We start from the raw sequence: 26,256 nt of genomic DNA, 5'->3' as shown, positions 1-26,256 counted from the left end.
GGCCGGGGATCAGACCCCCACCCCCAGCGTCTTCCATTCGCGCAGCGCCTGGGCGTCGCGCGGGGTGACGTCAGGGTATTCAGGGTCTTCACCGACCATGGGCGAGATCTTCCAGGAGCGGGCGCATTTGGTGCCCATAGCCTTCTCGACGACGACCGCGACGCCGGGCACGGCATCGAGACGGAACGCGCCCGCAGGCGCCTCGCCCTCACGCACCTCGTAGTTCGAGGTGATGCAGACCTCGGCGAGATCGGTGTCGAACAGCGTCGCCAGCATGTCGCGGTCGGCGACGTAGATCACCGGTGAGGCCTCGAGCGACGAGCCGATGTTCTTGGCAGCACGTTCGAGCTCCAGCGCGCCGGTGACGACGCGGCGGACGTTGCGGATGGTCTCCCACTTCGCGGCGAGCTTGTCGTCGCGGAGCTTCTCGATGCCTTCGGGAAACAGGGTCAGATGGACGGAAGGCTCCGCGTTCGGCCGGAACATGCGCCAGGCTTCATCGGTCGTGAAGCTCAGGATCGGCGCGAGCCACTTCAGGAGCGCATCGCACAACAGGTCGATCGTGGTGAGCGCGGCCTTGCGCGCCGCCGAGGACGGCGGGTCGCAATAGAGCGTGTCCTTGCGGATATCGAAATAGAACGCCGACAGCTCGGAGTTCATGAAGGCCGCGAGGCTCGCGACCACGGTCTTGTAGTCGAAGGCGGCATAGGCGTTGCGAACGGTTTCGGCATGGCCGGCCAGTTCGTGCAGCATCAGCCGCTCGAGCTCGGGCATCTCGGCATAGGCGACCTTCTCGCTCGCCTTGAAGTGATGCAGCGTACCGAGCATCCAGCGGATCGAGTTGCGCAGCTTGCGATAGGTCTCGATCGTGTTCTTCAGGATCTCCGGGCCGATGCGCTGGTCGTCGGCATAGTCGGTGGCGCAGACCCACAGGCGCAGGATGTCCGCGCCCGAATCCTTGATCACCTTCTGCGGCTCGACGGTATTGCCGAGCGACTTCGACATCTTGCGGCCGTTCTCGTCGAGCGTGAAGCCGTGAGTGAGCACGATGTCGTAGGGTGCGCGGCCCCGCGTGCCCGCGCTTTCCAGCAGCGAGGAATGAAACCAGCCGCGATGCTGGTCGCTGCCTTCCAGATACATCACGGTGTCGTTGCCGCCGTCGATCTTGCGGACGATGTTGCCGAGCTGCGGGAAGTTCTGGCGATCCTCGAGCACGAAGGCGTGCGTCGAGCCCGAATCGAACCAGACGTCGCAGATATCGTCGACCTTCCTCCAGTCCTCGCTCGCGCGGGACCCGAGGAAGCGTTCGCGGGCGCCGTCCATGTACCAGGCGTCGGCGCCTTCCTCCATGAAGGCTTCGGCGATGCGCTGGTTGACGATCTCGTCCTGCAGGATCTCGGCCGAGCCATCGCTCTTCTCGCGCACGAACACGGCGATCGGCACGCCCCAGGCGCGCTGGCGCGAGATCACCCAGTCCGGACGATTGGCGATCATGCCGTTGATGCGGTTCTCGCCCGACGGCGGCACCCATTGCGTGACCGAAATCGCGCGCAGCGCGCGGGCGCGCAGCGTGTCGCCCTTCTTCGCATGGCCGTCATCGCTGATGTCCTTGTCCATCGCGATGAACCATTGCGGCGTGTTGCGGAAGATCACCGGCTTCTTCGAGCGCCACGAATGCGGATATTGGTGCTTGAGGCGGCCGCGCGCGAGCAGCTTGCCGCCTTCGATCAGCGCCTTGATCACGGCCTCGTTGGCATCGCCCTTCTCGCCCTTGTCGTTGAGCACGCGCTTGCCGGTGAAACCGGGGGCCTGCGCGGTGTAGGCGCCGTTCTCGTCGACGGTGTAGGGGATCGCAGTCGGGATGCCGCGCGCATCGAGCTCGCGGGTGTTGGCCGTCCAGACGTCGAAGTCCTCGCGGCCGTGGCTCGGCGCGGTGTGCACGAAGCCGGTACCGGTGTCGTCGGTGACATGCTCGCCGGCGAGCAGCGGCACGATGAACTCGTACCCGCCGTCGAATCCGCGCAGGGGATGGGCGCATTCCACGGCATCCAGCGTGTCGCCGGGAATGTCGCGCACCTTTTCGTAAGACGTGACGCGCGCCTGCTTGAACACCTCTGCGGCGAGCGCATCGGCCAGGATCAGGAGATCGCCGGTCTTGGCCCAGTTGTCGGCGGGCGCATCCGTCACCTTATAAAGGCCGTAGGCGATCTTCGGCGAGAACGAGATCGCGCGGTTGCCGGGCAGCGTCCAGGGCGTGGTGGTCCAGATCACGACGGAGGCACTGGCGAGTGCGCCATGCGCCGGTGACGTGACGGGAAACTTCACCCACACCATGTCGGAGGTGTAGTCCTCGTACTCGACTTCGGCTTCCGCAAGCGCGGTCTTCTCGACCACGCTCCACATCACCGGCTTGGAGCCGCGATACAGCGTGCCGTTGGCCGCGAACTTCATCAGCTCGCGGGCGATCTGCGCTTCGGCCGGATAGCTCATCGTCTGATAGGGATGATCCCAGTCGCCGATGATGCCGAGCCGCTTGAACTCCTCGCGCTGCACGTTGATCCAGTGCGTCGCATAAGCGCGGCATTCCTTGCGGAACGCCACCATCGCCGCGGAGTCGCGGAAATCGGGCTTCTGCTTGCCCTTCTTGCGGTAGTTCTCCTCCTCGATCTTCCATTCGATCGGCAGGCCGTGGCAGTCCCAGCCGGGCACGTAATTGGAGTCGAAGCCGAGCATCTGCTGGCTCTTGGTCACGACGTCCTTGAGGATCTTGTTCAGCGCGTGCCCGATATGGATGTTGCCGTTGGCGTAGGGCGGGCCGTCATGCAGCACGAATTTGGCGCGGCCCTGGGCTTCCCGGCGCAGCTTGTCGTAGAGGCCGATGTCGTTCCAGTATTTCAGCAGTTCCGGCTCGCGCTGCGGCAGGCCGGCGCGCATCGGGAAATCCGTCTGCGGCAAATAAAGGGTCTTGGAATAGTCTTTGACTTCAGACTTTTGGGACTTTTGCGGCTTTTCGGACATGGGGCTGACTGGCTCGGAAGGGCGCGGAAACGGATAGCGACTGGAATCGCGGGGTGAAACGACAAAATCCCGGTCTTGCGCCGAGCCTTCAGGCTCAGGCGGAAGCCGGGCCGCTAATCCCTATGATGCGCCGCGCAAACATGGGCTCTCCATAGCAGGGGGGCAAGGGAAGCGCAAAAGGTAGAAGCGCAAAAGGTTCGGCGGGCCGGATTTGGGCCTCAATCGATCACGCCAAGCCGCGGAAACGCGTCCGGGGCGGCGGCCAGCATGGCGCGGGCGCGGGCGGAATCGTCGTCCATCTGGCGGATCAGGGCCTCCAGGCTGTCGAATTTCAGCTCCTCGCGGATGAAGCCGACGAAGGCGCAGTCGAGCGTTTGTCCGTAGAGGTCGCCCTTGAAGTCGAACAGGAAGATTTCCAGCAGCGGCGCGCCATTATCAAAGGTCGGACGGCGGCCGAAACTCGCCACCCCGTCCAGCCGCTCGGCGCCGCGGCCGACCCGCACCGCATAGATGCCGTGCTTGAGGCCGCAATTGGCATCGAGGCGGATGTTGGCGGTGGGATAGCCGAGGTCGCGGCCACGTTTCTCGCCGTGGATCACCTCGCCGGTGATGAACCAGGGCGCGCCCAGCATGGTGGTGGCCTCGTCGATGAGGCCCTCGGCGAGCGCGATCCGGATGGCGCTGGAGGAGACCGGCCGCTCGTCGATGTCGACATGGGCCTGCACGTCGACTTCGATGCCGAGCCGGGGCGCCTCGTTGACCAGGAGGCTCGGCGAGCCGACGCGACCCTTGCCGAAATGGAAGTCGTAGCCGACCGCGATGCCGCTGACGCCGAGGCGCCCGATCAGGTCATGGTGAATGAAGTCTTGCGCGCTGGTCCCGGCCCTGGCCTTGTCGAAGGTCATGACCACGGCGCCGGCGAGTCCGGTGCCGGCCAAAAGCCGCAGCTTGGCCCGCTCGTCCGTCAGGCGGAATTGCGGGGTGTTCGGGCTGAAAAACCGGCGCGGATGCGGTTCGAAGGTCAATGCCAGCGCAGGGCGGCCATGCGCCCGGCCCATTTCCAGGGCCGCTGCGATCACCGCGCGATGGCCGAGATGAACGCCATCGAAATTGCCCATGGCGACCACGGCGCCCCTCAAAATCGCGGAATCCGGCGTTGTGTCGCGGATAACGGTAAAATGCGGGACCATCAGGGGAATTCTCGAAGCGGCAGGACCTGCGGACCGTGGCTTGACCGGCCGGACGAAGTCAAGCGGCAGGGGAGCGGCCGCATTGAACGTGATTTCAGTCCTTCGGAGGCGTCCCCAGTTAACGCGCTGTTTAACGCCTTGGTGCTAGTCCTTGAAATGTGGAACAGCGGGGCTCCGGCCCCGGTGGGTCCGATCGTAATAATTCCTGGGTTTGCGTTGGGGGAGTCGAGATGGCGGTTGATTTGTCGATGTCGGTTCTGGTGGTTGATGACTACAGCACCATGATCCGTATCATCAGGAATCTCCTGAAGCAGCTTGGCTTCGAGAATATCGATGATGCAAGCGACGGTTCGGCGGCGCTGAACAAGATGCGTGGCAAGAAGTACGGGCTCGTGATTTCCGATTGGAACATGGAGCCGATGACGGGTTACGACCTGCTGCGCGAAGTGCGCGCGGATCCGAACCTCGCCACCACGCCTTTCATCATGATCACTGCGGAATCGAAGACCGAGAACGTGATCGCGGCCAAGAAGGCCGGCGTGAACAACTACATCGTCAAGCCGTTCAACGCGGCGACGCTGAAGACCAAGATCGAAGCGGTCTTCCCGGACATGGCGAGCGCGTAAGCGCCGCCTGACCGCACAGCAGCTCTCCATAGAGATCGTCATGCCCGGGCTTGTCCCGGGCATCCACGTTCTTGGATCCTGCAAATGAAGACGTGGATGGCCGGGGGCATAGGCGAGCGGAAGCGACGCCGTCCTTCGGACGGCTATGGCGAGCGGAAGCGACGCCGTCCTTCGGACGGCTAAGCCCGGCCATGACGGCATTCGGGTCTAAGCAATTGGTCTAAGCCCGCAGCACCTGCGTGGGCTCCACCATCACCACTTCAATTCGCGCATCAGCGCCTTCGGCGGGTGGCCGAACAACTCCATCACCGATTTCGGGTCGAGCTGGTCGAGGCCCTCGAACTCCTCGGCATGGATGCCGCGGGTGACGAACAGGCAGTCGATGCCGAATTCGCGCGCGCCGGTGAGGTCGGTCCGGACGGAATCGCCGATCGCCAGCACCTTTTTCCGGTCGATCATGTGGCCCTGGCGCTCGCCGGCGAGCATCATCGCGCGCTCGTAGATCGGGCGATGCGGCTTGCCGTAGAAGATCACCTCGCCGCCGAGTTCGCGATAGAGTTCCGCGATCGCGCCGGCGCAATAGATCAGCCGGTCGCCGCGCTCCACCACGATATCGGGATTGGCGCAGACCAGCGTCAGCTTGCGCTCGCGCGCCTTCAGCATCATGCCGCGATAGTCTTCCGCCGTCTCGGTCTCGTCGTCATAGAGGCCGGTGCAGACGATGTAGTCGGCTTCTTCCAGCGGCGCGGTCGTCGCATCGAGGCCGCGATAGATCGAGTTGTCGCGCTCGGGTCCGAGCCAGAACATCTTGCGGCCGGGATGCTCGGCGACATAGAGCCGCGTCAGGTCGCCCGACGAGACGATCGCGTCATAGGTCTCGTCCGCGACGCCGAGCTTGCGCAATTGCCGTTGGACGGAGTCGGCCGGGCGCGGGGCATTGGTGATCAGGATCACCGTACCGCCGCGGCTGCGATAGGTATGCAGCGCCTCGCAGGCCTCGGGGAAGGATTCCAGGCCGTTGTGAACCACGCCCCAGATGTCGCTGAGCACAACGTCAACGCCGCCCACGAGCTCGCGCAGGCTTTCGGCGAAATGCAGCGTGGTCATGATGCGAGCGGCCGATCAGATCCGGCGCGCGAGCGCCGCGTTGCCGGTGATACGTGGGGCTGGAGGCGCTGAAGACGCGGCACCAGATGTCGCGCCTTGGCTGGGAGAAGCGGAGCCATTGGATCCCTGAATTTCCTGCGCCGGGTTCGGCGAGGCCCCGCCGGTAGCAGATGCCCCCTCAGGCCGCAATGGCCGGGGCGGCGCGAACAGGAACCCCTGACCGAACCGCACGTCAAAGTCGAGCAAATCGACCACTGCGCGCTCGCCCTCGATCCGTTCGGCGATCAGGTCGATGCCGAAGCGGCCGAGCAGGTCGGAGAGGTCGGAAGGATGGATGTCCGAGGTCGAGGCCTGCCTGGGGTCGAGCAGCAGGGACGCCGGCACCTTGATGAAGCGCACGCCGCGATCGGCGAGCTCGCGCGGCTCGATCCTGAGGTCTGTGACATGGTCGATCGAGAAGCGGAAGCCGCGCTGGGCGAGCGCCGCGAGATTCTCGGTCTCGGCCGGGCCGAGGTTGCGGAAGGTCGACTGCTTGAACTCCAGCACCAGCGATGGCGCCAGCGCCCGGTTGGCCTCGAGGAAGTCGAGGCACTGCGCGAAGCTGGTGGAATTGCCGAGCGTGGAGGCCGCGACGTTGCAGAACACGCCGACATCCTTGTTGCGCACCATCAGGCGCCGCAGCACCTGCACACAGCGCAGCATCACCATGTTGTCGATGCGTCCGATCAGACCCGAGGCTTCGGCGATGCTGATGAATTCCTCGGCGGCGATCAGCTGGTCGCGCTCGTCGCGCAGGCGCGTCACGGCTTCGTAGAACCGCACCTTGCGCTGCGGCAGCGTCACCATGGGCTGGAGGAAGATGTCGATGCGGTTCTCGTCGATGGCGTTGCGCAGTGTCGTCAGTAATTGGGTCTGGTTGCGGCCATTGGCCGCCTGAACCGGAACGGCGGCCTGGGTCTGGATCGCCGGTGCTGGCCGCGGCGGCGGTGCGGGCCGTGGCGGAGGGGCGGCTGGCCGCTCCTCGAAGGCCGCAATCAGGTCGAGCGGTGCCTCCGGCTCCGGCCGGGCGACCGGGGCGGGGGTCGGCGCGGCCCCGGCCAAGAGGTCTTCATGGGCTGACACGGTGGTGGCGAGCTGCCTAACCAGCCCGCCGAGCTCGTTGATCTCGCCGACCACGGACTGGATGCGGTCGGAGTTGGTCGAATTGGCCGAGGCGATGCGCCCCTCCATCGCCGCGAGCCGGCGGCCGAACTCGGCGACCTGGCGGGCGAGGTCGGCGGTGCCGCGCGAGAGGTCGGCGATCTGGCCGCCGACGTCACTGCGATCGCGCAGCCGCATCGAGACCGCGTTGTAGAGGATCAGGAAGGTCAGCGCGGTCAGCGCCACGATGGCGGATTCCGTTCCGCTGATGCCGGCGACCGAGTAGAGGACAAGCCCGAGCGAGGCCGCGACCAGAACCATGCAGATGGCGATGAAGATCGTCGAAATGCGAATCATGCCGCGCGTTACGCCTCAAAGAGCTGACTGCCTCATCCGGGAAAACACGGGCCAGTGTGCGAACCCCGTCACGCCTCGTGCTCCCCCAAGCAAGGCGACCTTAACATCATTGTTGATTCGAGGGGATAGCGGCCTGTTCGCGGCGCCGGAGCATGATCCGGAAAAGTGCGCAGCGGTTTTCCCTCGCGACAAACGCGGAAAGCGTTTGCGCGGAGATCATGCCCGGACAGTCTAGGTCAGGCCGGCCCGGCGAAAGGCTTCGAGGTAGTGCTCGCGGTCGGCGGCGAGCTTGATCGGCATGAACTCGGCGATCCAGGCGAGCGAGACGTTGGGCTGGGCACGGTGGAGTTCCTTCAGTGCCGCGCGGGCGGTCTCGGCTTGCCCGGCCATGGCCGCGGCCGCGGTCAGCACCCGGTGCCCGCCGACGAAGTCACTGCGCTGGCGCAGGGCCTCCTGTGCGAGCCGGATCGCTTCCGCATAGTCCCTGCCGAGGAAGCGGGCAAAGGCGGCGATGCCGAAATAGACGGGCGCATAGGGGTCGCGCGGGCTGAGGCGGATCGCCCGCCGCGCGGCTTCGTCGGCATCCCGCCAGCGGCCGCAATAGCTGAGCGTCAGGCCATAATAGCCCTGTGCCAGCGCGAAGTTCGGATTGAGCCGCAGCGCGGTCTCGAATTCGGCAAGCGAATCCTCGAACCGGCGCGCGAACAGATCGACATGGCCGAGCGCATTATGCCCAGGCATCCTGGTCGTCGGCGCGGATCGCGGCCCGCGCCGCGCGCTCGGCCACCGGCAGCACCGCGGCCATCTCCATCCAGCCCATATGCGCCGTGAACATGTAGCTGGTGCCGAGCAGCCCGAGCGCCTTGCCGTAGTTCGGGTCGAGCGCGATGGCCTTTTCGAGCAGGGCTCGCGCCGCGACGTGATCCTGCCGCGTCACGCGCCAGTAATGCGAGAGGGCGCGCATCAGAAGGTCCCAGGCGTCCAGGCTGTCGGGCGGCTTGCGCTCGGCGCGAAAATTCTCCGCGGCATAGAGCTGCGGCTCGATCGCGGCGACGATGCGTTCGGTGATCTCGTCCTGTACGGCGAAGACGTCGGCGAGCTCGCGGTCGTAGCGTTCGGCCCAGAGATGACTGCCGGTGGCGACATCGTTGAGCTGCGCGGTGATGCGAACGCGATCGCCCTCCTTGCGGACGCTGCCCTCGACGACATAGCGCACGCCGAGCTCCTCGGCGACCTGCCGCAGGTGAACCGTGCGACCCTTGTAGATGAAGGACGAGTTGCGCGCGATCACGAAGAACCAGCGCAGCTTCGACAGCGCGGTGATGATGTCCTCGCTGATGCCATCGGAAAAATAATCCTGCTCGGCCTCGCCGCTCATGTTGGTGAAGGGCAGGACGGCGATTGCGGGACGATCGGGCAGTGGCAATTCCGTCGGTGTTGCGATGGGCGGCTTGCCCGGCGCCGGCGATGAGGCTGCGGCGGTGCGTTCGGTCACTTCGCCGACGAACCGCACGCCCTTGCGCGCGACGGTGCGGATCAGCCGCTGCTCTTCGCCATTGTCGTTGACCGCGCGCCGCGCCGCGTTGATCCGGCTGGTCAGCGTCGATTCCGAGACGACGCGGCCGTTCCAGATCGCGTCGAGCAGATTGTCCCGCGTTACCACGCGCTCGCGGTTGCGGATCAGATAAAGCAGGAGATCGAACACCTGGGGCTCGAGTGCGACGAGCGTCTCCGCGCGCCGCAATTCGCGGCGCGCGGGGTCGAGCACGAAATCCTCGAAATGAAATGTCACGCCGCCCTCGGCTCGCGCGGGGAAATCAAGATGTTCTCAGCGTAAAATAACGCCGCTCTCAAGGCCAGCGAGCCGCATGCGCCCTATCGTCCCGGCGTCTTCAACCGCAGGAGAATTGCCATGTCGACATCCGCCGCGCTCAAGCCGGCCATCGCCCAACCCGATCTCGCCGCCGTCAAGCAGCGCCAGCACGGCGCCTGGTCATCCGGCGACTATGCCATTGTCGGCACCACCTTGCAGATCGTCGGCGAGCAGCTCTGCGAGGCGCTCGACTTGCGCGCCGGCAGCAAGGTGCTTGATGTCGCCGCCGGCAACGGCAATGCGACGCTGGCCGCCGCACGGCGCTGGTGCGACGTCACATCGACCGATTATGTTGCAGCGTTGCTCAAGCGGGGACGCGAGCGGGCCGCGGCGGAGCATTTGATGATCGAATTCCGTGAAGCGGATGCCGAAGCGCTGCCGTTTGCGGATGCCAGCTACGACGTCGTGCTCTCGACCTTCGGCGTCATGTTCACGCCGGATCAGGACAAGGCGGCGTCCGAGCTCGCGCGGGTCTGCAAGTCCGGCGGCAAGATCGGCCTCGCCAACTGGACGCCCCAGGGCTTCATCGGGCAGGTCTTCAAGACCATCGGCAAGCATGTGCCGCCGCCGGCGGGCGTGAAGTCGCCGGCCTTGTGGGGCACCCCGGGGCGGCTCGAAGAGATGTTCGGCAGTCAGGCCTCCGAGATCGCCGCCGAGCCGCGCATGTTCGTCTTCCGTTATCGCTCGCCGGAGCATTGGCTCGAGGTTTTCAGGTCCTATTACGGGCCGATGCTGAAAGCGTTCGCGGCGCTGGAAGAGACGGGCCAGGCCGCGCTGCGGCGCGATCTCATGGCGCTGCTCGGCGAGTTCAACCGTGCCGACGACGGTACGGTGGTGGTGCATAGCGAGTATCTGGAGGCGGTGATCAGCAAGCGCTGAATTGCTGTCGCGATCCGGTCAGGCCGAGCCCCGGCCTGACCGCCGGCAATCAGGATGGCGCGGCGGCGCCGACCGTGTCGGCCGAGACGGCCTGCCGGGTGCCGAGCGGCTTGGGCGGCCCGGTGGTCGTATCCCGAAGGGTCTGCCGTTCGATCTCCGAGTTCAGCTCGGCCCCGAACATGATGACGATCGCCGACATCCACATCCACATCATCAAGCCGATCGCCGCGCCGAGCGAGCCGTAGGTCGCGTTGTAATTGGCGAATTCCGAGAGATACCAGGACAGGAGCGCCGAGCCGGCGATCCAGAGGATGGCGGCCGTCAACGCGCCGAGGCTCAGCCATTGCCAGCGCGGCGCGTCGCGGCTGGGTGCGAAGCGGTAGAGGACGGCAAGCGCCGCCAGCAGGATGATGAACAGCACCGGCCATCGCCCGAGAGCGACGATCAGCTTGCTCTCGGGCGCGATGCCGAGATGGTTGAGCGCGAGCGGGAAGGCGACCACGGTGCCCACCATCAGCAGCAGCGCCGCGATGCCGCCGAGGGTGAAAGCCAACGACACCGTGTTCAGCCGGATGAAGCTGCGCTTTTCGCGCTCCTCATAGGCGACGTTGAGGGCATCGAAGATGGCTTTGACGCCCGCATTGGCGCTCCAGATCGCGAGCAGGAGGCCAAACAGGAAGGTGACACCCAGGGCGGTATTGCCGTGGGACACCACGCGCGCGACCTGGTCCTCGACTATCTGGAACGCGCCCTCCGGCAGCATCATCGCGAGCGAATGCAGGTTGGAACTGATCGTCGAGGGATCGGCAAACAGGCCGTAGGATGAGACCAGCGCGGTCACGGCGGGAAAGATCGCGAGCAGCCCGAAGAAGACGACGCCGCCCGCGGTCGCGAGCAGACGATCGTCGTCGATGCGCTGATAGGTGCGCCAGAAGATGTCGTTCCAGCCCGCCCACGGGATCGCGAAGGGGCTTTTCGCGCGCCGGCCGTGGCCGGGCTGCATCGCTGCGCCGGCCGGGCTCGTTTCCGGCGAATTTGCTTCATTGTTGCGATGGTCTTGCGGAGGCCCTGACCGGATCGGGCCGGACTCCTGAAAGTAGCGTTCCGCAGACAGCACGAAGACGGCGGTGGCGGCGACCAGCAACCAGCTGTCGAGGTGCGCGGTGTGCCGCGCGCGCATTTCAAGCGTCCAATCTGTGGCCGTGCCGGCGCCGGCGTGCGGCCGTGAAGCCCAGCAGCCCGACGGCTGCGAGCATCAGACCCAGCTGCACGGGCCGGTTGGTCCGAGCCGACACGGCGTTGCCGCCACGGCCACGTTCGCCCGGTGCGAGCGGCACCAGCGGAATCGTCGTTGCGACCTCTTTCACCGCCTGCTTCACCGTTCCGCGCGGGATCCGCGGGGTGGCGATCGCAACGCGCATACGGCTGGCAAGCGGCACGATCGGCTTGTCCCGACGCTTCATTTGGGCCAGAGCCACGCCGGCGCAGGATACGGCCAGCACCAGGAGCACGGCCGCGACGGCACCAAAGCCCCAGAATTGTCCGTGAGTGATCGCGACCCAACGATAAAGGGCCATCAGGCCGACAAAGAGGGTGGCGATCAGGAACAGCCCGGCCAGTGCGAACAGTCCTGCCGCAACCGCATAGGATGTCGCGCGGCCGGTGGCCTGATTGGTGCGGTCGCGCAGGTAAGATCGCGCGGCGCGCTTGAGGTGATTGATCTTGAGCGCCATGCCGGCGCGCAGCAATTCGCCCGATGGCGCGAGCATGCGGACACCCTCCGAGAACGAAACATTCGTCGGGAGATGAACGTGGCGGAACTTCACTTGTTCCGCGCGGAGCGCCGGTGCCGGGACGGATCAGCCGAGATCGGCGGCCGCGATCCAGAACACCTCGCCCTCGGATTCCTCGGTGTCGAGCCAGAGCAGCGGCAGTTCCGGAAAGGCCTCGTCGACGAGTTCGCGGCCGCGGCCGATCTCGCAGATCAAGCCGCCATCCGGCGTCAGGTGATCGGGCGCATCGCGCAGGATCCGGCGCACCACGTCGAGACCGTCGGGACCGCCGTCAAAGGCGAGCTTTGGTTCGGCGCGGCATTCCGGCGGCAGCGCGGCCATGCCGTCCGCATCGACGTAAGGCGGATTGGTGATGATCAGGTCGTATCTGTTGTCGCCGAGCGGGGCGAACAGGTCGCCGCGATGCAGGCTGATCCGGTCATCGAGCCCGAATTCGCCGACATTTCGCGTGGCGACTTCGAGCGCGCCCTTGGAGATGTCGACGGCATCAACGGTGGCATTCGGGAAATGATGCGCGGCGAGGATGGCGAGACATCCCGAGCCCGTGCAGAGATCGAGCACGCGTTCGACGGCCGTGGGGTCGTCGATCAGCGAGCCCGCCTCGCCGTCGCCACCGAAATGCGACTCCAGCAGTTCGCCGATGAAGGAGCGCGGAACGATGACGCGCTCGTCGACATAGAAGGGCAGGCCGCGCATGTAGATCTTGTTGACGAGATAGGCGGTCGGTTTGCGCGTGGTGACGCGCTGATGGATGAGGTCGACGATGGTCTTGCCTTCCGCCGGCGTGACGCAGGCATGGGCAAAGATCTCGAACTGGTCGGGATGCAGATGCAGGGCTTCGCAGACCAGGAAGGCTGCTTCCGCGACCGGGTCGGTCGTGCCATGGGCGAAGGCGAGTTTTGCTTCAACGAAGCGGCTCACGGCATAGCGGACGAAATCGAGCAGCGTGAGCAACTCGCCGCGGCCGACCTTCGCGAGCTTTGGCGCGGCGCGGCCGCGCGTGGTCTTCTTGGGTGCTCTTGCCATCAGGATCGGGTCCAGCGTGCGGCGGCCTCGTCGTCACGGGCGTGGGCTTCGACCCAGCCGGTGCCGGTGGCGCTCTCTTCCTTCTTCCAGAACGGCGCGCTGGTCTTGAGATAATCCATCAGGAACTCGGCCGCCTGGAACGCTGCCTGGCGATGTTGTGAGGCCGTTAGCACCAGCACGATGTTCTGCCCCGGCATGAACCGCCCGACGCGATGAATGATGGTGACGCCGTTCAGCGGCCAGCGCGATGTGGCTTCGTCGGCATGGCGCTTGATCTCTTCTTCCGCCATGCCGGGATAATGTTCGAGCGTGAGGGCGGCGATCTTCGCGCTGTCCTCGTCGCCGCGGCAGATGCCGGAAAAGCTCACGACCGCGCCGATGTCGGTGCGGCTTCCGGTCAGGATCGCGATCTCGCGCGCGATGTCGAAATCGTCCTGCTGGATGCGGATGGTGACGGGGCAGGGGCTGACGGGGGAGGTGCTTACGGGGGAGGTCATGGCCTAGCCGCCGGTCATCGGCGGGAAAAACGCGATCTCGCGGGCGCCCGCGATCGCCGCGTCCGATTTGACGTGGGCATGATCGATCGCGGTACGAATCACCTTCGGCTTCTCGAAGGCGTAGGCATAGGCCTCGCTCTGGCCGGACAGCCAGGCGATCAGCTCCTCGACGGTGCGCACGGTCGCCGGCGGCTCGATGGTCTCCTCGGCCTTGCCGACGCGCTCGCGCACCCAGGCGAAGTACTTCACCTTCATGCCTCATCCTCCTTGATGAGGTGATGGATGCCGGCGCGGAAATAGTCGTAGCCGGTGTATATGGTGAGGATCGCCGAGGCCCAGAGCAGCGCCAGCCCGATCATCGAGACCACGGGCACCACCTCATCGCCGGCCGGGCCCGCGAGCAGGAAGCCGATGGCGATGAGCTGAACGGTCGTCTTCCACTTCGCAAGCTTGGTCACGGGAACGCTCACCCGCAACGCCGCGAGATATTCGCGCAGGCCCGAGACCAGGATCTCGCGGCACAGGATCACGATGGCGGCCCACAGCGACCAGCCATGGATGATGCCGTCGGCGGCGAGCATCAGCAGGCAGGAGGCGACCAGCAGCTTGTCGGCGATCGGATCGAGCATCCGGCCGAATGCGGATTGCTGATTCCAGATCCGCGCGTAATAGCCGTCGAGGTAGTCGGTCACTGCTGCCGCGATGAAGATGGCGACCGCGACCCAGCGCAGCCACAGCGGCTGATCCAGAATCGACTGCGCATAGATGCACCCGACCACGACCGGGATCGCGGCGATCCGGCCATAGGTCAGGATGTTCGGGAGGGACATCGCGCGGCTGGTCGTCCCTCGTGTCGTGGCGATGTTCATCCGTCCTACCAATACCGCTCGTGCCTGAAGGTCAACCGTCCCGCTCCCCAAATGAGGTGCAGCATGCGACGACCATATGACCGCGGCCCCCTTAGTTCACCCCGGCTGGGGATGGAAATAGTCGAAAATCCTGCGAGCGCTCTCGGCGCTCACCCCCGGAACCTTGCCGAGATCGGCGATCGAGGCCCGCTCGATCTCCTTCAGGGTTCCGAAATGGTGCAGCAAGGCACGTTTGCGTGACGGGCCGATGCCCGGAATCTCCTGCAAACCGGCCTCGCGGATGTCCTTCTTGCGCAGCTTGCGGTGCGAGCCGATGACGAAGCGGTGGGCCTCGTCGCGCAGGCGCTGGATGAAATAAAGCACGGGATCGCGCGGCTCCAGCTTGATCGCCTCGCGCTCCGGCATGAACAGGGTTTCGCGGCCGGCATCCCGGTCCGGTCCCTTGGCGACCGACATCAGCGACACCTGGGTCAGGCCGAGATTCGTAAAGATCTCCCGGACGGCGTTGAGCTGGCCGCGACCGCCGTCGATGATCACGAGGTCGGGCCATTGCGGGAAGTCGTCGTCCTTGGCCTTGCCGGCGGCGTCCTCGGGCGGATTGATCAGGCGCTTGAAGCGGCGTTCCAGCACCTCGCGCATCATGCCGTAATCGTCGCCCGGCGTGAGCCCTTCCGACTTGATGTTGAACTTGCGGTACTGGTTCTTCACGAAACCATCGGGGCCGGCGACGATCATGGCGCCGACCGCATTGGTGCCCTGGATGTGGCTGTTGTCGTAGACCTCGATGCGCTTGGGCGAATGCGGCAGGCTCAGCGTCGTGGCCATGGCGTCGAGCAGCCGGCTCTGCGTCGCGGTGTCCGCGAGCTTGCGGCCAAGCGCCTCGCGCGCATTGGTCAGCGCGTGGGCGACCAGCTCCTTCTTCTCGCCGCGCTTGGGCGCCGTGACCTCGATCTTGTGGCCGGCCTTGATCGACAGCGCGTTGGCGAGCAGCTCGCTCTCCTCGATCTCGTGCGAGAGCAGGATGTTCTTCGGCGGCGGCTTGTCGTCGTAGAACTGGGCGAGGAAGGATCCCAGCACTTCCTCCGGCGTATAGGTCTTCTCCGCGCGCGGGAAATAGGCGCGGTTGCCCCAGTTCTGCCCGGTGCGGAAGAAGAACACTTCGACGCAAAAGAAACCGCCCTCCTGGTGGACCGCGAACACGTCGGCTTCTTCCACCGTGCGCGGATTGATGCCCTGCTGCGACTGGATCGCCGACAGCGCGGCGAGGCGGTCGCGGTAGAGTGCGGCGGTCTCGAATTCGAGCTCGCCGGAGGCCTTCTCCATCTCGCCGGCAAGCTCCTGCTTCACCGCGTGGCTCTTGCCGGAGAGGAAGTCGGTCGCCTCGCGCACCAGCGTCGTGTAGCCGGGGAAGTCGATCTCGCGGGTGCAGGGGCCGGCGCAGCGGCGGATCTGGTAGAGCAGGCAGGGCCGGGAGCGGCTCTCGAAGAAGGAATCGGTGCAGGAGCGGATCAGGAACGCACGCTGCAAGGCGGTGATGGTGCGGTTGACCGCGCCGGCGGAAGCGAACGGGCCGAAATAGCGCCCGGGCCGGGTCTGCGCGCCGCGGTGCTTCAGGATCTGCGGCGCCCAATGGTCGCCGGTGATCAGGATGTAGGGAAACGACTTGTCGTCGCGCAGCTGCACGTTGAAGCGCGGCCGGAGCTGCTTGATGAGATTGGCTTCCAGCAGCAGCGCTTCGGTCTCGGTGTTGGTCGAGACGATCTCCACGGTCACCGTAGCGGCGATCATGCGCAGGATGCGCGCCGGTTGCGGCGCGGTCTGGCGCGCATAGTTCGACAGGCGCTTTTTGACGTTCTTGGCCTTGCCGACATAGAGCACGTCGGCATTGGCACTGAGCATGCGATAGACGCCCGGCGAGGTGGGCGCGAGGCGGACCGCGCGCTCGATCGCCTCATGGCCGGTCGCCAGCGGCTCTTCGCCGACCGCGCCGCTCTCCTCCAGGATGTCAGGCACCAGCGCATCGTCCTCGTCCTCGCCAGCGGTGGTGGCGGGATCGAGGTCCGGTGGGGCCAGGCTCTCTGGCGGGGCGTCGGCCGTCGTGCCGCGCGGAGATTTGCGCGCGCGCGCGTCGTCCGGATTGTCGGTGGAATCGTGAGCCATGATGCGAATTTAGGCGCTGGGGGTGCCGATTTGAAGTTCCAGCCTTGCGGCACACACAGGATGGCGGCGCGGTTCCGGGTAACACTTGCTTAAGCCTGTTAAGAGCACGGTAACCCGGCTTAACAGGCCTTTAACTTAAAACTCTCGATAAATCTTACGCGAAAAAGAGGAGGTTCCGTAACCATGCGATCTTGCCTTGCGCGGCGGCGCAGGCATCGCGGGGAGCGGCAGTTGCGTTGGAGAGTACCGATGAGGGCGTTCGTTGTAGGCGCAGCCGTGTTGGTTGCAGCCGGCTGGACAGCTTCGGCAGAGGCCGCCGATCTCAACTACGGGCAGGGTGCGCCCTACACCGTCAATCAGCCGCTCAATGCCTATAGCTGGGCCGGTCCGTATCTCGGTGCCAATCTCGGCTATGAGTGGGGCTCGGTGAGTAACTCGCCCGTCAACCCCTCCGGTTTCGTCGGCGGCGTGCAGGCCGGCTACAATTTCCAGAACGGTCCATGGGTGTTCGGCGTCGAGGGCGATATCCAGGCCGCCGGCGCAGATGACACCTTCGCGCCGTGGAAGTTCTCCAACCCCTGGTTCGGCACGCTGCGCGGCCGCGCCGGCTATGCCTTCAGCAACGTGCTGTTCTACGGCACCGCCGGCCTCGCCTTCGGCGAACTGCGCGCGCAGACATTCGGCTGGACGGAGTCGCACACCACCGCAGGCTGGACCATCGGTGCCGGCGCGGAAGTCGGCTTCGCACCGAACTGGAGCGCCAAGCTCGAATATCTCTACATCGATCTGTCGACGAGCCAGTTCGCAATTACAGGCGTGTCGAACGGCTATAGCGCCAGCGTTGTGCGCGCAGGCGTGAACTATCACTTCTGATAGTTGAAGAAGAAAATACCGGACGACAGCCTCCCGGCCGCTCGCGGCCGGGATTTTTTCGCCAGGTGTTCGCTCGAAAACGCTCTAGGAGAGGATGACCAAATTGACCGCCTTTGGTCCCTTCCCCTTCTTGTCCGGCTCGACTTCAAAAGTAATGCGCTGTCCTTCGGCGAGGTCTTTCAGTCCCGCCCGCTCCACAGCAGTAATGTGCACGAAGACGTCGCGGCCGCCATCGTCGGGCTTGATGAAACCGTAGCCGCGCTCGCCGTTAAAAAACTTGACCGTTCCCGTCATGGCCATCGGGAAACTCCCCCTCATTGCTCCTCCGTCGCGACGCAGACTCACGTCACGACATGACCGGGCCTTACGAAGCCCGGGAGCTGGCCATCCTTGGGCGGACCTTTCGGTCCGGTCGGATCTTTCTTAGGCCTTCACTCCGCCGCAACCATTCGCGGAAGCGGAACGTAAAGCCAGTCACGCAAACAGCATAATACGGTTCTCTGCAGATTGACTACCGCTCCTGCATCTTTTTCCCAAGAATGCCGGGGTGTTACGGCTTCGGCACCTCTAATCGGAATCTGGCAGCTCCGCCCTGTCCGAGCGGTATCTCCAGCTCGGGCAGGATCGTCTTGAGCTCGCCATGCAGCGTGTACGGCGGATTGACGATCAACAATCCGGCGGAGGTGAGGGCGGCGCCATCAAGCTGCGGCGCGACACTGAATTCGAGACGCAGACATTTTCCTGGTGGTTTTGCTGCGGCTGCGAGCCGCGCCACTGATTGCACCAGCGTGTCGGTGGCGCGCCGGCTCTTGGCCGGATACCAGATTACATAGATACCGGTCGGCCATTTCGCGAAAGCCGCCGAGAAGGCGTCGCCGAGCTTTTCGAACTCGTCTTTCGCCTCGAACGGCGGGTCGATCAGCACGAGCCCGCGCCGTTCCTTCGGTGGCACGAAGGCCGGCAGCGCGACCCAGCCGTCGAGATCGACCACGCGCGCCTGTTCGTCGCGGCGCAGCACACCGATCAGCGCCTTGCGCGCCTTCGGCTCGAGCTCGCAGGCAACGAGGCGGTCCTGCGGCCGCAGCAGGCCGCGCGTGATCAGCGGCGAACCCGGATAAGCCCTAAGCTCGCCCTTCGGATTGTAGGCGCGAACGATGTCGAGATAGGGCTTGGCCAGCGCAACAGTGTCGTTCGACAGGCGCGCCTGCATCAGCCGCGCGATGCCGGTCAGCCATTCACCGCTGCGGCGCGCCTCGTCGCTTTCGAGATCATAGAGGCCGGCGCCGGCATGGGTGTCGATGACACGGAATGCGCCCGGCTTGTCCTGAAGGTAGGTAATGATGCGTGCCAGCACGATGTGCTTGATGACATCGGCGAAGTTTCCGGCGTGGAAGGCGTGACGGTAGTTCATGAGACAGGACTACGCTACGTCACGGCTTGAGCAAAGCGGCATGCGCGTCTGTCCCGGACGCGCCGCAATGCTCTTAATGTTGTGGGCCAGGCCCGGGGTCTGGATTCCCATGGAGCATTGACCCCGATTCTGCAGCGCACCGCCGAAGCGGCGCTGCGTCCGGGGCACGAGCGCTTGGACTAGCCACCTCTGATCGGCGGCATCGTCACCTGGTCGCGGCGGCAGGCGCGGCGCTCGATCTCCTCGCAGGCCCGGAATTGCAGGTCCTTGCTGAGGCAGATGCGGACCTCCGAGAGCCGGGTCCGGTTGCAGGTGACCGAGATGGCCGCGTTGCTCAGGCCCGCATTGGCTTTGATAAAGGCTTCCTCCACCTCGCCCGGCGCGACGGTCTTGGCCTGCGACAGTTCGAGATATTCCGCCGGGATCTTGATCGCGGCGCGCGCCTTTCGGATCGTCTCGAAATAATTGCGGCTGTCGAGCCCGGAGCAGGTGCCGTGCTTGTCCCACTCGTTGAAGATCAGCCCCGGCGCCGGCATCAAATCGAGCATCGAAGAGACGATGTTGCGGTTCAGGCGTGGCGACGGCCGCTGGCAATATTCGGGGAAGCCGTTCTCGTATTGCGGCCACAGCCCGTGCACCACGAACGCGTAGGGCCGCCCGCTGCACTGCATCTGCGAGCGACCACCGCCGCCGCCGCGGTTGCGCTCGGACGCCTCCTCGCAGAACGAGGGCGACCATGACAGCGACAGCACATAGAAGTCGAATTCGCCGGGCGCGTTCTGCCGTTTGTCCTGGGCCTTCGCGCCGCCCGGCAACGCGACCAGCCCGGCGGCAAGGACCAGGGGGAGGGTCAGTGAGATCACGAGACGGGTGAACGAGTGCAATCTAAAATGAAACATGGCGACGCCCCTCAACTAGACTGTGCAATCAGCCTAGCAGGCAACAAGAACATTTCAAGAACAAAATACGAGATAGCCGTCAGCCGCCTGATCAGTCCGATTCAGGCCTTTCCGGTCAAGGCTCGTCTATCAAGGCCTGGCGGCGCGGCAGGACGGATTGTAGGCCCAGTTGCGGTCGAGCCCGACCACGCACCATTCCACGCCATTGCCGTAGCCGGCGAAGCCGCCATCCTCGATGATCGAGAAATGCACCTTGCGCACCTTGCCGTCATTGAGCATGGCGTCACCGGTGCAATAGCGGCGCGGAATGTTGTCGGACTGCCAGGGCCGGAACGCGATCTCGTGAACGGCGGCGAAACCGGTGATCTTCAACGAGGAATTCCAGAACGAGCTTTCCTTCTCCCAGAACTGGGTGGCGATGGTCGGCAGCGCCCTCTCGCAATCGACGACGGCGCCGTCATAGCGCGGCCCGTTCAGCCAGAAGTTCAGCTCCAGCGGATTGGCAGCCCTGGCCTCACCGAGCGACAGCGCCCCGAACATGAGGCCGAGCAAGGCGGCAAAGCGGAGCGATTTCAGGGTGAGGGCGCGCATGGGCAATCCGGACAGCTGGGTCTTGCGAAGCATGGACGGTGCCGCGAAGGCCGGGGCAGGTCAAGTGCAGCGCGGCAACACTTGGCCAAGAGTTGACCCTGGCGCGGCAGCCGGCGGGGCATCAGTTCTTTTCATGGACATCCCGGCACCGTAAACTGGCGCCAACCAATTGGAGTGACGGGAATGCGAATCATTGCGGCCGCGGGCCTTCTTGCCCTGGGGATGATGGCCAGCCAGTCGGCACGCGCCGATATGCTTCCGGTGCCCCCGTTCAAGGGCAACGACACCGGCGGCATCATCGCTTATTCGATGGCGACCCAGACCGATGCGCGGCAGGTCGCGGTCGATCACTGCGCGCGCTACGGCAAGGTCGTGAAATTCCTCGCGGTGCAGGCCTTTGAGGGCGGCTATATCTCGTTCTCCTGCCGCTGGGTGCCCTATGGCGCCGCCCAGCAGCCGATCCGCACGCTGTACTGAGGCGCTTTCGGAACGTCGGGAGCTTCCCACATGACGCGCAAGCTCGCTTTGCTCGGCTCGGCCCTTTGCCTTGTGTTACAGGCAGGCAGCGCCGGCGCCGACGATCTGCCGGTGCGCAAGGCCGGTCTCTGGGAAATGAAGATGGTCAGGACCGGCACGCCGATGCCGGAGATGACCATGCAGCACTGCACCGACGAGACCGTCGACAAGGAGATGAACAACAACGTCTCCCCGATGGCCAAGCAGATCTGCGCCAAGCAGGACATTAAGAAGACCGCGACCGGCTATGTCAGCGATTCCGAGTGTAGCGTCGCCGGCATCAGCACGACCTCGCATGCCGAGATCACCGGCGATTTCAACTCGGCCTATACGGTGAAGACCTCGTCGCATGCACAAGGCGGCGCCGCCGGCGCAGCAGGCCGCGACACCACGATGCAGCTCGAAGCCAAGTGGCTGGGGGCCTGCAAGCCCGACCAGAAGCCCGGCGACATCGTGATGCCCGGCGGCTTCAAGATGAACGTGCGCGACATGGACAAGCTGAAGGCGCTGCTGCCGAAGTAGGTTTGTCTTCCCCTCTCGCCTTCTCCCACAAGAGGAGAAGGAAGAGCAGAGCTACACCGGAATCCTGACGCTCGCCCTTAATCCCCCCATCGGGCTGTCGCCGAGGGTGATGTCGCCGCCATGCGAGCGCGCGATGTCGCGGGCGATGGCTAGCCCCAAGCCGGTGCCGCCTTCGTCCTGGTTGCGGGCGTTGTCGAGCCGCAGGAACGGCTTGAACACCTCTTCGCGCAGATGCGCGGGAATGCCGGGGCCGTCGTCCTCGACCGTCACGGTCAAATAACGGTGATCGCGCTGGCCGTTGATGGCGATGGCCTTGCCGTAGCGCGCCGCGTTGGTGACGAGGTTGGCGAGGCAGCGCTTGAACGAGGCCGGCTTCACGGTCACCACGGGCAGGCCGTGGAACGCGACGGTCGCGGTGTGGCCGTGGCGCTCGGCGTCGCTGCGCAGCTCCTCGAGCGCCTGCGCCATGTCGGTCGGCTGCGACTGCTCGCCGGAATCGCCGCGGGCAAACGCAAGGTAGTCCTCCAGCATCATCGACATCTCGTCGACGTCCTTGCGCATGCCCTCGAGCTCCGGGTTGTCGCCAATCAGCGCCAGCTCGAGCTTGAAGCGGGTCAGGATGGTGCGCAGATCGTGGCTGACGCCGGCAAGCATCGCGGTGCGCTGCTCCATCGTGCGCTCGATGCGTGACTTCATCTCGAGGAAGGCGACCGCCGCGCGCCGCACCTCGCGCGCGCCGCGCGGCCGGAAGTTCGGCGCCTCGCGGCCCTTGCCGAAGCTTTCTGCGGCGTCCGCCAGCCGCAGGATCGGCTTGATCTGGTTGCGCAGGAACAGCACCGCGACGATCAGGAGGATCGAGGACGTGCCGACCATCCAGAACAAGAAGATCTCCGAGTTCGAGGCATAGGCGGCGCTGCGCTGCGCGAACACGCGCATCACGGCATCGTCGAGCTGGATCCGGATCTCGACGAGGTTGGAGCGGCCGACGGTGTCGATCCAGAACGAGCGTCCGATCTGGCGACCGAGCTGCACCGACAGCGTCTGGTCGAGCAGCGAGAAGAACGGCTTCGGTCCCGGCGGCGGCATGTCGCCGGCCGGCAGGAAGTCCACCACGAGGCCGAGGCGCTGCTGCGCGATGCGGCGGATCTGGTCGCGGTCCTTGTCCTGCGGATAGCCCTTGTAGATGTCGATCAGCGCGGCGATGTCCTGCACGACAGCGGCCGACAGGCGGCGCGTCACCGTGTTCCAGTGCCGCTCCATGAACACGAAGGCGACGACCGATTGCAGGATCACCATCGGCACGATCATGATCAGCAGCGCACGCGCATAGAGGCCGGTCGGCATCCAGCCCTTGAACGCGTTGCCCATCCAGCCATTGGCGGCGGAGACGCGGCCGGCGGCGCTCTTCAACAGCGTCAGGCCGGTATCGATCGTGCTCATCGGTCGCGCTTCACTGCTTTATGGCGAGCCCACCAGGCGGTAGCCGATGCCGCGCACCGCCTGGAGGAACAGCGGATTGGCGGGGTCGGTCTCGATCTTGCGCCTGAGGCGGTTGATCTGAACGTCGACGGCGCGCTCGTTGACGCTGCCATTGCCGGTGAGCGCGCTGCGCGGCACGGTCTCGCCGGGGGTCTCCGAGAGAATCCGCAGCATCTCGCGTTCGCGGTCGGTGAGGTGAATGACCTCCTCGCCCTGGCGCAGTTCGCCGCGATCGAGATGGTAGACGTAAGGGCCGAACGCGATCTTCTCCACCGCGGCGGTTTGCGGCGGCGGTGCGGCGCGCTTGAGGATGTTGTTGATGCGCAGCGCAAGCTCGCGCGGCTCGAACGGTTTTGCCACGTAATCGTCGGCGCCGATCTGCAGGCCTTCGATGCGGGCTTCGGCCTCGTGCCGCGCCGTCAGCATCACGATCGGCACCGAGGAGGAGGTCCGGATGAAGCGGGCGAGATCGAAGCCGGTCTCGCCGGGCATCATGACGTCGAGGATCAGGAGATCGAAATGCAGGCCCATGAGCTTCGAGCGTGCATCGCCGGCGCTTGCCGCAGTGGTCACGCGATAACCTTCGCTGGCGAGGAAGCGCGACAACAGATCGCGGATGCGGCGGTCGTCGTCGACCAGCAGCAGATGCGGCGCATCGTCGGCCGGTTCTACCGGCGGGCGGGCGAGCGTGGCAGCGAACGGCACGTTCACTCCTTTCCGTCCTGATTGACGTTGGCGAAGATCGTCTCCAGCACCTTGTCCGGATCGTCGCGGTCGATCATCGCGCGCAGGAAGCGCTTGACGGTCTCGGCATCCTGCGGCGCCAGCTCGGCGAGCGCCTTGGTGATCCGCGTGGTCTGGAGCCCGGCGAGCTTCTGCACCAGCGCCTCGCCCTTCGGTGTCGCGTAGAGCAGGCGCTGGCGGCGGTCATTGTCGCCGGTCTTCTGCACGATATAGCCCTCGTCCAGGAGCTGCTTGAGCACGCGGCCAAGCGACTGCTTGGTGATGCGCAGGACATCGAGCAGGTCGGCGACCTTGAGGCCGGGATAACGATAGACGAAATGCATGACCCGGTGGTGGGCCCGGCCGAAGCCGAAAGCCTCCAGCTCCTGGTCGGGATCGCCGACGAAATCACGATAGGCGAAGAACAGCAGTTCAATGATATCCCAGCGCAAATTGCCTCCATCGCCTGCGGCCGGCCGCGGCTCGGCTGCGTCTTGAGAGGGAGTTGCGAAATTTATGTCAGGCATATTGACGTATCTTGGGTTCAATGTTACAAAACGATCAGCCCGCACGAAATTTTAGATCGCTTCGCGTCGGGTGGCAGTTCTAGGAGCGGCCGGAGAGAGCCGGACAGGCGACGACGGCCGACGCAGATCTACCGTGCGATTGTCGAGCGGCATTTTCGGCAAAACATACTGGACTTCCGCCTTCCGCAAAAGCATGTCCTCGGCGACATGCTGGCCACGGAAACCGGCCGTAACAAGGCTGGCGGCGATCCAGCCACAACCTAATCAAGCCAGCCGGGCCCAAACAGGGCAGGCGGGCGCCAGAACAGCGCCGCTACCGGCAGCGGGAGGCAAGGACATGAGTATGAAATTCGACATCCAGCCCGCATCCAATCCGACATCCGAGAAGGACCGCGTCGCCAAGCTGGTGGATCCCGGCTTCGGGCGGGTCTTCACCGATCACATGGCGATCGTCCGCTACAACCAGGCGAAGGGCGGCTGGTACGAAGCACGCGTCGAGGCGCGGGCCAACTTCCAGCTCGATCCGGCCGGCGCGGTCCTGCACTACGCGCAGGAAATCTTCGAAGGCCTCAAGGCCTACAAGCGTGACGACGGCGGCGTGAACTTGTTCCGCCCCGACGCCAATGCGCGACGCTTCAAGGATTCCGCCGACCGCATGGCGATGGCGCAGCTGCCCGAGGACGTCTTCATCGAGGCGGTCGAGCAGGTCGTGCGCATCGATCGCGCCTGGATGCCGGGCGGCGAGGGCAGCCTCTATCTGCGCCCCTTCATGATCGCGAGCGAGACCTTCCTCGGCGTCAAGCCGTCGTCCGAATACATCTTCGCGGTGATCGCTTCGCCGGTTGGCTCCTATTTCAAGGGCGGACCTGCGCCGGTCTCGATCTGGGTCTCGGAGAACTACACTCGCGCCGCGATCGGCGGCACCGGCGCCGTCAAGTGCGGCGGCAATTACGCGGCGAGCCTGCGGGCGCAGGCCGAAGCGATCCAGCACGGTTGCGATCAGGTCGTCTTCCTCGACGCGGTCGAGCGCCGCTACATCGAGGAGCTCGGCGGCATGAACGTCTTCTTCGTGTTCGATGACGGCTCGCTCTCGACGCCGCCGCTCGGCACGATCCTGCCCGGCATCACCCGCGACTCCATCATCGCGCTCGCGAAGGATGCCGGCAAGACGGTGCGCGAGGAGCCGTACTCGCTCGACCAGTGGCGCAAAGATGCGGCGAGCGGCAAGTTGAAGGAAGCGTTCGCCTGCGGCACCGCTGCCGTGATCTCGCCGATCGGCAAGGTGCGCTCGGTGAGCGGCGATTTCGAGATCAGCGGCGGCGCCGCCGGCCCCGTCGCCATGGGCCTGCGCAAGCAGCTCATCGACATCCAGTACGGCCGCACCAACGATCCGCACAACTGGATCCGCAAGGTGTTTTGATCGACGGCGATTACGTTTCCCCTCTCGCACCAGGGAGAGGGGAAACGCGCAACGTTTGTGGCTTATTGCGCACTGAACGCGCTGCTGCCGACACGCGACAAAGCCAGGAGACATCAAAGCATCCTGGACATCGCGATCATGGCAACACAACTCTCCCAGCCCCTGAAATGGGTCGTTCTTGCCGCAATCACCGGCGTCAGCGTTTTCGGTATCCTGACCATCGGCCCCACGCCCGAGGTCGCCGCACAAGACCGCTCGCCGATCGTCGACGTGCGCACCACCGATCCCGAGATGAACACCGCGATCGCGCGCGCCCGCGGTATGCTCCCGACCTTCTGGGCGTCCTATGACGCGCCGAAGCCGTCGGAGACCGGGCACGCCTTGAAAGTGCGCTTTTCGACCCGTAGGGGCGGGGAGCATATCTGGATCGGCGACGTGAAGAAGCTGCCGAACGGCACCTATTCGGGCCTCTTCGCCAACGAGCCCCGCGATCTGCCGGGCAAACGGGCCGGCGACGCGGTCAAGTTCAGCGAAGCGGACATCTCAGACTGGATGTTCATGCGCAACGGCAAGATCGTCGGCGGCGAAACCATCAAGCCGACGCTGAAGTCGCTACCAAAGGCGGATGCGGATGCTCTGAGGGCCCGGATGGAGCAGCCGTAGGGATGCAGTCGTCATTCCGGGATGGTCCGAAGGACTAGACCCGGAATCTCGAGATTCCGGGTTCGATGCTGCGCATCGCCCCGGAACGACGGCGAAT

At 65.1% G+C, this 26,256-nt stretch carries 25 protein-coding genes and 1 pseudogene; 7 read left to right on the top strand and 19 right to left on the bottom strand.

The window, feature by feature from the left end:
- Positions 1–9 precede the first annotated feature (9 nt).
- Both ileS and AB7008_RS43960 read right to left on the bottom strand, forming a co-directional pair.
- Positions 10–3,018 carry an isoleucine--tRNA ligase gene (gene ileS, locus AB7008_RS43965; protein ID WP_441260894.1) on the bottom strand — a complete coding sequence of 1,003 codons (3,009 nt, stop codon included), beginning with the start codon at positions 3,016–3,018 and terminating at the stop codon, positions 10–12.
- A gap of 218 nt (positions 3,019–3,236) precedes the next feature.
- Positions 3,237–4,208, bottom strand: coding sequence for a bifunctional riboflavin kinase/FAD synthetase (locus AB7008_RS43960; protein WP_248880084.1), 972 nt, complete (start codon positions 4,206–4,208; stop codon positions 3,237–3,239).
- 230 nt (positions 4,209–4,438) lie between these two features.
- Here AB7008_RS43960 and AB7008_RS43955 point away from each other — a divergent pair, with 230 nt between their 5' ends.
- On the top strand, positions 4,439–4,834 hold the full coding sequence (locus AB7008_RS43955; protein WP_007596883.1) for a response regulator: 396 nt from the start codon (positions 4,439–4,441) through the stop codon (positions 4,832–4,834).
- A gap of 252 nt (positions 4,835–5,086) precedes the next feature.
- Here AB7008_RS43955 and AB7008_RS43950 read toward each other — a convergent pair whose 3' ends face one another.
- The 3 genes and pseudogenes from AB7008_RS43950 to AB7008_RS43940 all read right to left on the bottom strand — a co-directional run bounded on the left by AB7008_RS43950 (position 5,087) and on the right by AB7008_RS43940 (position 9,230).
- Positions 5,087–5,941, bottom strand: coding sequence for a TIGR01459 family HAD-type hydrolase (locus AB7008_RS43950; protein ID WP_014491965.1), 855 nt, complete (start codon positions 5,939–5,941; stop codon positions 5,087–5,089).
- 15 nt (positions 5,942–5,956) lie between these two features.
- Entirely contained in the window at positions 5,957–7,438 is a 1,482-nt protein-coding gene (locus AB7008_RS43945; RefSeq protein ID WP_441260893.1) for an EAL domain-containing protein, read from the bottom strand.
- A gap of 231 nt (positions 7,439–7,669) precedes the next feature.
- A pseudogene (locus tag AB7008_RS43940) lies at positions 7,670–9,230 on the bottom strand (winged helix-turn-helix domain-containing tetratricopeptide repeat protein).
- 120 nt (positions 9,231–9,350) lie between these two features.
- On the opposite strand from AB7008_RS43940, the gene AB7008_RS43935 reads away from it, so the two are divergent.
- Positions 9,351–10,190 (top strand): class I SAM-dependent methyltransferase, encoded by an 840-nt coding sequence (locus AB7008_RS43935; RefSeq protein WP_304491560.1) that lies wholly within the window; start codon positions 9,351–9,353, stop codon positions 10,188–10,190.
- A 49-nt stretch (positions 10,191–10,239) separates the two neighbouring features.
- Here the strand turns inward: AB7008_RS43935 and AB7008_RS43930 are convergent, their stop codons facing one another.
- The 7 genes from AB7008_RS43930 to uvrC form a co-directional block, all read right to left on the bottom strand.
- On the bottom strand, positions 10,240–11,370 hold the full coding sequence (locus tag AB7008_RS43930) for a YihY/virulence factor BrkB family protein (RefSeq protein WP_304491559.1): 1,131 nt from the start codon (positions 11,368–11,370) through the stop codon (positions 10,240–10,242).
- A 1-nt stretch (position 11,371) separates the two neighbouring features.
- Positions 11,372–11,959 (bottom strand): phage holin family protein, encoded by a 588-nt coding sequence (locus AB7008_RS43925; protein ID WP_014491970.1) that lies wholly within the window; start codon positions 11,957–11,959, stop codon positions 11,372–11,374.
- A 90-nt stretch (positions 11,960–12,049) separates the two neighbouring features.
- Positions 12,050–13,009, bottom strand: a complete 960-nt coding sequence (gene prmB / locus AB7008_RS43920; protein WP_304491558.1) for a 50S ribosomal protein L3 N(5)-glutamine methyltransferase — start codon at positions 13,007–13,009, stop codon at positions 12,050–12,052.
- The gene (locus AB7008_RS43915; protein WP_304491557.1) at positions 13,009–13,506 is read right to left on the bottom strand and encodes a molybdenum cofactor biosynthesis protein MoaE; all 498 of its coding nucleotides are present in this window, start codon (positions 13,504–13,506) and stop codon (positions 13,009–13,011) included. The genes prmB and AB7008_RS43915 overlap by 1 nt, the downstream gene beginning before the upstream one ends.
- Positions 13,507–13,509: 3 nt before the next feature.
- The gene (gene moaD / locus AB7008_RS43910; protein WP_018318355.1) at positions 13,510–13,761 is read right to left on the bottom strand and encodes a molybdopterin converting factor subunit 1; all 252 of its coding nucleotides are present in this window, start codon (positions 13,759–13,761) and stop codon (positions 13,510–13,512) included.
- Positions 13,758–14,375, bottom strand: coding sequence for a CDP-diacylglycerol--glycerol-3-phosphate 3-phosphatidyltransferase (gene pgsA / locus AB7008_RS43905; protein WP_014491974.1), 618 nt, complete (start codon positions 14,373–14,375; stop codon positions 13,758–13,760). The genes moaD and pgsA overlap by 4 nt, the downstream gene beginning before the upstream one ends.
- A gap of 96 nt (positions 14,376–14,471) precedes the next feature.
- A complete protein-coding gene (uvrC, locus tag AB7008_RS43900) occupies positions 14,472–16,535 on the bottom strand; it encodes an excinuclease ABC subunit UvrC (RefSeq protein ID WP_441260892.1) in 2,064 nt (687 codons plus the stop codon).
- Positions 16,536–16,784: 249 nt separating this feature from the next.
- Here uvrC and AB7008_RS43895 point away from each other — a divergent pair, with 249 nt between their 5' ends.
- Complete coding sequence (locus tag AB7008_RS43895) at positions 16,785–17,408, top strand: outer membrane protein (protein WP_028157969.1); 624 nt, start codon at positions 16,785–16,787, stop codon at positions 17,406–17,408.
- 84 nt (positions 17,409–17,492) lie between these two features.
- Here AB7008_RS43895 and AB7008_RS43890 read toward each other — a convergent pair whose 3' ends face one another.
- The 4 genes from AB7008_RS43890 to AB7008_RS43875 all read right to left on the bottom strand — a co-directional run bounded on the left by AB7008_RS43890 (position 17,493) and on the right by AB7008_RS43875 (position 20,309).
- The gene (locus tag AB7008_RS43890; protein WP_008544396.1) at positions 17,493–17,708 is read right to left on the bottom strand and encodes a cold-shock protein; all 216 of its coding nucleotides are present in this window, start codon (positions 17,706–17,708) and stop codon (positions 17,493–17,495) included.
- A gap of 250 nt (positions 17,709–17,958) precedes the next feature.
- Complete coding sequence (locus AB7008_RS43885; RefSeq protein ID WP_441260891.1) at positions 17,959–18,819, bottom strand: 23S rRNA (adenine(2030)-N(6))-methyltransferase RlmJ; 861 nt, start codon at positions 18,817–18,819, stop codon at positions 17,959–17,961.
- 179 nt (positions 18,820–18,998) lie between these two features.
- Positions 18,999–19,718, bottom strand: coding sequence for a ribonuclease T2 family protein (locus tag AB7008_RS43880; RefSeq protein WP_085403341.1), 720 nt, complete (start codon positions 19,716–19,718; stop codon positions 18,999–19,001).
- A 129-nt stretch (positions 19,719–19,847) separates the two neighbouring features.
- On the bottom strand, positions 19,848–20,309 hold the full coding sequence (locus AB7008_RS43875; RefSeq protein ID WP_028157971.1) for a hypothetical protein: 462 nt from the start codon (positions 20,307–20,309) through the stop codon (positions 19,848–19,850).
- A 183-nt stretch (positions 20,310–20,492) separates the two neighbouring features.
- On the opposite strand from AB7008_RS43875, the gene AB7008_RS43870 reads away from it, so the two are divergent.
- Both AB7008_RS43870 and AB7008_RS43865 read left to right on the top strand, forming a co-directional pair.
- Entirely contained in the window at positions 20,493–20,786 is a 294-nt protein-coding gene (locus AB7008_RS43870) for a hypothetical protein (protein WP_028157972.1), read from the top strand.
- Positions 20,787–20,816: 30 nt separating this feature from the next.
- The gene (locus AB7008_RS43865; RefSeq protein WP_028157973.1) at positions 20,817–21,347 is read left to right on the top strand and encodes a DUF3617 domain-containing protein; all 531 of its coding nucleotides are present in this window, start codon (positions 20,817–20,819) and stop codon (positions 21,345–21,347) included.
- Between the two features lie 51 nt (positions 21,348–21,398).
- Here the strand turns inward: AB7008_RS43865 and AB7008_RS43860 are convergent, their stop codons facing one another.
- Genes AB7008_RS43860 through AB7008_RS43850 form a run of 3 tightly spaced genes read right to left on the bottom strand, consistent with a single transcriptional unit; the run spans position 21,399 to position 24,076 of the window.
- A complete protein-coding gene (locus AB7008_RS43860; protein ID WP_028157974.1) occupies positions 21,399–22,787 on the bottom strand; it encodes an ATP-binding protein in 1,389 nt (462 codons plus the stop codon).
- A gap of 18 nt (positions 22,788–22,805) precedes the next feature.
- The gene (locus AB7008_RS43855) at positions 22,806–23,537 is read right to left on the bottom strand and encodes a response regulator (RefSeq protein ID WP_441260890.1); all 732 of its coding nucleotides are present in this window, start codon (positions 23,535–23,537) and stop codon (positions 22,806–22,808) included.
- Positions 23,534–24,076, bottom strand: coding sequence for a MarR family winged helix-turn-helix transcriptional regulator (locus tag AB7008_RS43850; protein ID WP_028151547.1), 543 nt, complete (start codon positions 24,074–24,076; stop codon positions 23,534–23,536). Before AB7008_RS43850 ends, AB7008_RS43855 begins: the two co-directional genes overlap by 4 nt.
- A gap of 337 nt (positions 24,077–24,413) precedes the next feature.
- On the opposite strand from AB7008_RS43850, the gene AB7008_RS43845 reads away from it, so the two are divergent.
- Together AB7008_RS43845 and AB7008_RS43840 are read left to right on the top strand one after the other, a co-directional pair.
- Positions 24,414–25,496 carry a branched-chain amino acid aminotransferase gene (locus tag AB7008_RS43845; protein WP_028157976.1) on the top strand — a complete coding sequence of 361 codons (1,083 nt, stop codon included), beginning with the start codon at positions 24,414–24,416 and terminating at the stop codon, positions 25,494–25,496.
- A 138-nt stretch (positions 25,497–25,634) separates the two neighbouring features.
- A complete protein-coding gene (locus AB7008_RS43840; RefSeq protein WP_304491554.1) occupies positions 25,635–26,159 on the top strand; it encodes a YegJ family protein in 525 nt (174 codons plus the stop codon).
- Positions 26,160–26,256: the final 97 nt, after the last annotated feature.

The organism is Bradyrhizobium sp. 521_C7_N1_3 (genome assembly GCF_052075975.1).
In the GTDB taxonomy this organism is placed as follows: Bacteria; Pseudomonadota; Alphaproteobacteria; order Rhizobiales; family Xanthobacteraceae; genus Bradyrhizobium; species Bradyrhizobium japonicum.
This window is presented reverse-complemented; position numbering and strand designations above follow the sequence as displayed.

Bases quoted from the DNA above. Each gene is read 5' to 3' on its own strand.
- ileS (WP_441260894.1), bottom strand. From the start codon at position 3,018: ATGTCCGAAAAGCCGCAAAAGTCCCAAAAGTCTGAAGTCAAAGACTAT.
- AB7008_RS43960 (WP_248880084.1), bottom strand. From the start codon at position 4,208: ATGGTCCCGCATTTTACCGTTATCCGCGACACAACGCCGGATTCCGCG.
- AB7008_RS43955 (WP_007596883.1), top strand. From the start codon at position 4,439: ATGGCGGTTGATTTGTCGATGTCGGTTCTGGTGGTTGATGACTACAGC.
- AB7008_RS43950 (WP_014491965.1), bottom strand. From the start codon at position 5,941: ATGACCACGCTGCATTTCGCCGAAAGCCTGCGCGAGCTCGTGGGCGGC.
- AB7008_RS43945 (WP_441260893.1), bottom strand. From the start codon at position 7,438: ATGATTCGCATTTCGACGATCTTCATCGCCATCTGCATGGTTCTGGTC.
- AB7008_RS43935 (WP_304491560.1), top strand. From the start codon at position 9,351: ATGTCGACATCCGCCGCGCTCAAGCCGGCCATCGCCCAACCCGATCTC.
- AB7008_RS43930 (WP_304491559.1), bottom strand. From the start codon at position 11,370: ATGCGCGCGCGGCACACCGCGCACCTCGACAGCTGGTTGCTGGTCGCC.
- AB7008_RS43925 (WP_014491970.1), bottom strand. From the start codon at position 11,959: ATGCTCGCGCCATCGGGCGAATTGCTGCGCGCCGGCATGGCGCTCAAG.
- prmB (WP_304491558.1), bottom strand. From the start codon at position 13,009: ATGGCAAGAGCACCCAAGAAGACCACGCGCGGCCGCGCCGCGCCAAAG.
- AB7008_RS43915 (WP_304491557.1), bottom strand. From the start codon at position 13,506: ATGACCTCCCCCGTAAGCACCTCCCCCGTCAGCCCCTGCCCCGTCACC.
- moaD (WP_018318355.1), bottom strand. From the start codon at position 13,761: ATGAAGGTGAAGTACTTCGCCTGGGTGCGCGAGCGCGTCGGCAAGGCC.
- pgsA (WP_014491974.1), bottom strand. From the start codon at position 14,375: ATGAACATCGCCACGACACGAGGGACGACCAGCCGCGCGATGTCCCTC.
- uvrC (WP_441260892.1), bottom strand. From the start codon at position 16,535: ATGGCTCACGATTCCACCGACAATCCGGACGACGCGCGCGCGCGCAAA.
- AB7008_RS43895 (WP_028157969.1), top strand. From the start codon at position 16,785: ATGAGGGCGTTCGTTGTAGGCGCAGCCGTGTTGGTTGCAGCCGGCTGG.
- AB7008_RS43890 (WP_008544396.1), bottom strand. From the start codon at position 17,708: ATGGCCATGACGGGAACGGTCAAGTTTTTTAACGGCGAGCGCGGCTAC.
- AB7008_RS43885 (WP_441260891.1), bottom strand. From the start codon at position 18,819: ATGAACTACCGTCACGCCTTCCACGCCGGAAACTTCGCCGATGTCATC.
- AB7008_RS43880 (WP_085403341.1), bottom strand. From the start codon at position 19,718: ATGTTTCATTTTAGATTGCACTCGTTCACCCGTCTCGTGATCTCACTG.
- AB7008_RS43875 (WP_028157971.1), bottom strand. From the start codon at position 20,309: ATGCGCGCCCTCACCCTGAAATCGCTCCGCTTTGCCGCCTTGCTCGGC.
- AB7008_RS43870 (WP_028157972.1), top strand. From the start codon at position 20,493: ATGCGAATCATTGCGGCCGCGGGCCTTCTTGCCCTGGGGATGATGGCC.
- AB7008_RS43865 (WP_028157973.1), top strand. From the start codon at position 20,817: ATGACGCGCAAGCTCGCTTTGCTCGGCTCGGCCCTTTGCCTTGTGTTA.
- AB7008_RS43860 (WP_028157974.1), bottom strand. From the start codon at position 22,787: ATGAGCACGATCGATACCGGCCTGACGCTGTTGAAGAGCGCCGCCGGC.
- AB7008_RS43850 (WP_028151547.1), bottom strand. From the start codon at position 24,076: ATGCCTGACATAAATTTCGCAACTCCCTCTCAAGACGCAGCCGAGCCG.
- AB7008_RS43845 (WP_028157976.1), top strand. From the start codon at position 24,414: ATGAGTATGAAATTCGACATCCAGCCCGCATCCAATCCGACATCCGAG.
- AB7008_RS43840 (WP_304491554.1), top strand. From the start codon at position 25,635: ATGGCAACACAACTCTCCCAGCCCCTGAAATGGGTCGTTCTTGCCGCA.